Source organism: Bacteroidia bacterium (assembly GCA_019695265.1).
Taxonomy (GTDB): domain Bacteria; phylum Bacteroidota; class Bacteroidia; order JAIBAJ01; family JAIBAJ01; genus JAIBAJ01.
Genome location: JAIBAJ010000163.1, coordinates 1 through 5,120, shown reverse-complemented (window position 1 = coordinate 5,120; position 5,120 = coordinate 1). Strand labels below are relative to the sequence as shown.

Annotated in this window: 1 protein-coding gene; it reads left to right on the top strand. The window is 39.8% G+C overall.

Going from position 1 to position 5,120, the window contains the following annotated elements; all coding sequences use genetic code 11:
• Positions 1–27: 27 nt before the first annotated feature.
• The gene (locus K1X82_14680; protein ID MBX7183355.1) at positions 28–4,926 is read left to right on the top strand and encodes a hypothetical protein; all 4,899 of its coding nucleotides are present in this window, start codon (positions 28–30) and stop codon (positions 4,924–4,926) included.
• Positions 4,927–5,120: the final 194 nt, after the last annotated feature.

Here is a 5,120-nt window from a genome sequence, read left to right as displayed (position 1 = left end):
GGTATTGATTTGAATACCTCGATGTTTATGCTATCTCCGGCAAATGTAAATTTGAATAGTTCTGTATTTACATTGGCTGTTAATGGACAAAATATTTTTGTAGGAGGGGGATTCACCAGTGTAAATAATATATCAAGGGCCAGATTATTCGCATTCAATACTAACTTTCTTCAGGTATTAAATACTTGGAGTCCGAATCCAAATTCTACAATTGAGGCATCCGGAATTATCAATGGTTCACTTTGGGTAAGTGGAGCATTCACTTCAATTTCTGGAAATTCTCGTGATAGGTTTGCCATTTATAATTTGCCTACCAATCAAACTAGTGCCCCAATTCTTAATGCCTTTAACCCAAGACCAAATGCTACCGTTCGGGTTTTTGCAAACTTCACGAACGGAAATGTGATTGCCACAGGTGGATTTACAAAAATTGGTTTGATTGAGCGCAGAGGAGCTGCAGCGATGGATTTAACAACATTTCAATTGTTGCCTTTTAATCCCAATGTAAATGGTTCAGTTTACGCTATTGAATCGTCTGGAAATAATGTTTTCTTGGGAGGAAACTTTAACCAAGTAGGAGGTAATTCAGCTATTAATTTTGCGGTTGTAAACAATTTCACCGGAACTTTTAATCCGGTGGTTAGGGCAAATACAAATAACAGTGTAAGGTCTATCTGCTTTGCGGGTTCTCGGCTTTTTGTTGGTGGAGATTTCTCAAGTGTAACGGTAATTAATTCCTCAGGGTCTGCTTCAAATGCACTTCGAAATGGATTTTTTGTATTAGATAATATCCAATCCTCGCCTGTTTCCTTATCAGGAATTAACCCAACAATGATGGCCGTAAATGGGTCAAGTCCGGTAAGGGTAAATGTTATTCGCTATTTTGGTGGATCATCGGTTTATGTTGGTGGTAGATTTTCTGGACTAAGAAACTCTTTGTTGTCCTTGAACCCATTTTCAGGTTCTATTAATTCTTTCAATGCCGGATTACCCTTTAATAGTACAAACCCAACCGAAATTTTTGATATTGTTCAGCCTCCTTCAACCTCAACAATTGCATTTTCCGGCAAGTTTAATGGCTATTTGAATAACTCTGGTGCAAATTACGCCCTCAATCTTGCACGTGTAGATGCAGTTACTGGAACCTTTATTTCCGGAAACACAAATGGGTCTGTATCTCCTAACTCCAATTTAGTTGCTGTGGATAATAATCAACTTGAGTTTCATCAAAACTATCAGGTTGTTAGGTATAATATGACAAATTCAGCATTAACAAGCTTATTCACAGCTTATTCCAATAACAATTATCCTTTGGGGTTAACCAAGCTTGGAGTAACAACTTTTATTCATGGAAGCAGCTTGCCAATAAATGGATTTAATGTAGTTAGTTTCGGGTCTGTACCGATGGTGGTGGTGAATAGCTCAAATCTTTATCTGGCAGCTGTGAACGTTTTGCTTCCAACTGCTCCAACCATTCCAGCATCGGGTGTAACCGTTACTGACCGAACCGTGAATAGTTTTAGAATCAATTGGAATAATGGAAATGGAACTTCAAGGTTGGTCTACATACGTCCACTTTCTGCTCCAACTGCATTCCCTCAAAATGGACTTAACTATTATGCAAACAACTATTTTGGAAATGGTTCAAATATTGGTGGTGGTTTTGTTGTAATGGTAGGTCAAGGTAATACAGTAGTTGTAAATAACCTGTCTTCAAATACCACCTATTCAATTCGAATTGTTGAATTCAATGGAGGCACTGCAAATCCAACATATGCGAATACCATTGCTACTAATGCAATAGGCTCAACCTTAGACTTCTTGCCTCCAACATCACCAGCATTTAATTTACAAGCATCCGGAATTACTCAGAATTCTTTGAACTTAAGCTGGAGTTCAGGTAACGGTATGGCAAGAATAGTGATTGCTAAAGCGGGCGCTCCAGTGGACATTTCTGCCTATCCAACAAGTAATAGTTTTTATTGGGCAAGTTCAGATTATGGTTTTGGTTCAGATATGGGCAACGGAAACTATGTAGTTTACGATGGATCAGGAAATAATTGCCAGGTAACTAATCTAGATCCTGGCCAAACTTACCATTTTGCGATTTTTGAATACAATTCTTACGGTGGTGTTTTCACCAGGTATTTAACAAGCTCAGTGCCTACGATTAGTCGTACAACATTATCTATGGCGACAAGACCAACTCAGTTTGCCTACAATGTTACGGCTACCAGTTTACCAGGCGGCGCAGTTAATGTTTCTTGGACTCCTGGTAATGGAACCAATCGAATGGTCCTTGCACTTGCAGGTGCTGGCTTTAATCCAGTTTTTGCCTTACCTTCAAATGGGGTTTCTTATACAGCAAATGCTGACATGAATTCGAGTAATCCTTTCCCTGGCATGGTACCGGTTATTAAAAATGGTGCCGTGCAGAATTATAAAACAGTTTACAATGGCACTGCAAATAGTTGCGTAGTTTCAGGGCTTATGCCAAATACGACCTATCATTTTGTAGTTGTTGAGTACAACACAAACGGTCCTGGCACACAGAATTATTATGGGTATGACTATATTAATGGAATCTGGGTTGGACCAGGCAATGTTCAGTTTACAACCCCGCCTTTGGTTCAAACTCCAACTGTCAATGCCTCCAATGTTCAAGTTGTTTCTGCGCGCACTGAGCAAATGGTTCGTTGGACAAATGGTAACGGTGCGTTTAGAATAGTGGTTGCGAGAAAGGGTGGACCAGTAAATACCTTACCTGTTGATAACCAAATTTATATTCCAAATGCAAATTTCCAATCAGCGCAAAATATAGGTGGCGACAATAAAATTGTTTATGCGGGTTTTGCTAGTTCTGTTTTAGTGTCCGGATTGGAACCTTACACAGATTATTTTTATTCTGTCTTGGAATACAATTCAGCTTTGAATGTTTATACCTCCCAAACTGAGACCAAGTACCTTAGAGATGGTGTTAGTGGTAATGGAAAAACCCTTCCTCCAAATTGGCCAAGGTATTCTGGAAGCTCTGGAAAGGATGCTGCAGGAGGAGTAGCACTTGATGCATCAAGTAACGTTTATGTTGCTGGAACTTATGCTGGTAGCATGTACATGGATTTGAATTTGGTGAATTCCAGCAGTAATGACATTTTCTTGGCAAAATATTCTCAGTCAGGAAATCTTCTGTGGAATTTAACGGCCGGCGGATCTGGAGAAGATGCTGCATCTACGGTAGCTCTTGACGCTTCAGGTAATGCTTATATTGTAGGTTCATTCCGTAATGTTGCTACTTTTGGTTCTTTTTCGAGATCGAGTAATGGTTCTGACGATGCCTTCATCGCCAAAGTAAGTCCTTCTGGAAGCATATTGTGGGTACAATCTTTCGGTGGCTCAAATCAAGATGTGGCTTTTGCTGTGGCAGTGGATCCGAGTGGAAATCCAGTTGTAACAGGTTATTTCCATGGAACTGCCACTTTCTCTAATTCACAGACTACCTTAACATCCAATGGTGCAACTGATGTTTGGGTTGCGAAATTTGCTTCATCAAATGGTGCTTTGACTTGGGCTATCAGTGCTGGAGGAACCAGTTACGATTATGGCCAGGGAATTGCAACCGATGCTTCCGGTTCAGTTATTGTTGTGGGTGACTACAAATTAAATGCAAGTTTTGGCTCAACCACTCTTACTAATTCGGGTAATGAAAGCAATGGATTCATTGCTAAGTTAACTTCTGGAGGTGCCTTCAGTTGGGCGAAATCCTTTGGAGGACCAGGGTCTGATGGCGGATTTGGTGTAGGTACAGATGTAAGCGGTAATATTTACCTGGCTGGATTGTTCTCCAATGTGGCAACTTTCGGTTCGTTCTCAAAAACATCATTAGGTGTTTCTGATGCGTTTGTAGCTCGACTTGATTCGGTTACGGGTTCATTCCAATGGGTGAATGCAGTTGGCGGAATTGGTCAGGATGGATTTAGAGGGTTATCTATGGATCCAACCGGCAAAGTATTTGTAGTGGGTAGTTTTGCTGGTACGGTGGCATTTGGTTCAGAATCTTTAGTTTCATCTGGTAACTTGGATGTTGTAGTTGCTGGCTATGAGTCTAATGGAGCTCCAATAAGTGCTAAGAAATTTGGAGGTAATTTAGATGAAGAGGGACGGGGCATTTTTGCAAAATCTGCAAGTGAGATTTTCTTCACGGGCTATTTCAATGGAATTGCGGATTTCAGTGGATTTGAAATATACTCTAGAATGAATTCGCAAAATCAGCCTGAGTGGGATTGGTTCGTGCACAATGCATCTCTTCAAAACTCTACCGGTAATACCAATGCAGATTTGGTTCTTTGGTACAAATTCAATGGTGATTATAACGATTACAGTGGATATGGTTTCCATGCCTCCCAAGTTGGTACAAGCTTTTTTGGAAGTGACAGATTTAGTCAATCGGCTCGTAGTTTGGTTGCTACAGGTACAAGTGGTGCAGATGTTACAATTGGTACAACAATCTTAGGTGGTGCTGCACTCGACGAAATCTCCTATATGTCTTGGGTTAATATTCCTGCATTTAATAATTCAGATTATTGGCATTGCATTACTTTCGGTGATTTATCAAAAGTTAATTCTCCAGCACTTGGTCTTTGGGTTGGAAGAAATGGTGAGGTTGTTGCCTATGTATACAGCTACGGCAACTGGAATTTAGTTGGTCAGTATTGGTCTGCTAATAACATTGTTAAACCAAATACTTGGACACATATTTCGGTTGTTTATAAATCAGGAAATAACATTCGACTTTTTGTTGACGGTGCAGAAATTGGTTCAGCTTCAAATTCAGGTGGGCAAGTAGGCCTTTCACAAGCAGCTTTGACATTAGGCTTCTCAAGACAGTCCAGCCCAATGCAGGCGCTAAATGGCAAAATTTTTTACTAACGTTCATTTTCGTATATGAATACATGTTATACAAAAGAGGATGTGGCGTTCAATTGTCTGTTGTAACTTTTAAAGAATCATCTAATTGCCCCTTATTGGCACCTCTTTTCATTAAGGAATCATACAAATATTTTTGATTGTCACTTAACTTATCACTAGTCAATAAATAGTTATATTGGTCATATATTCCAATC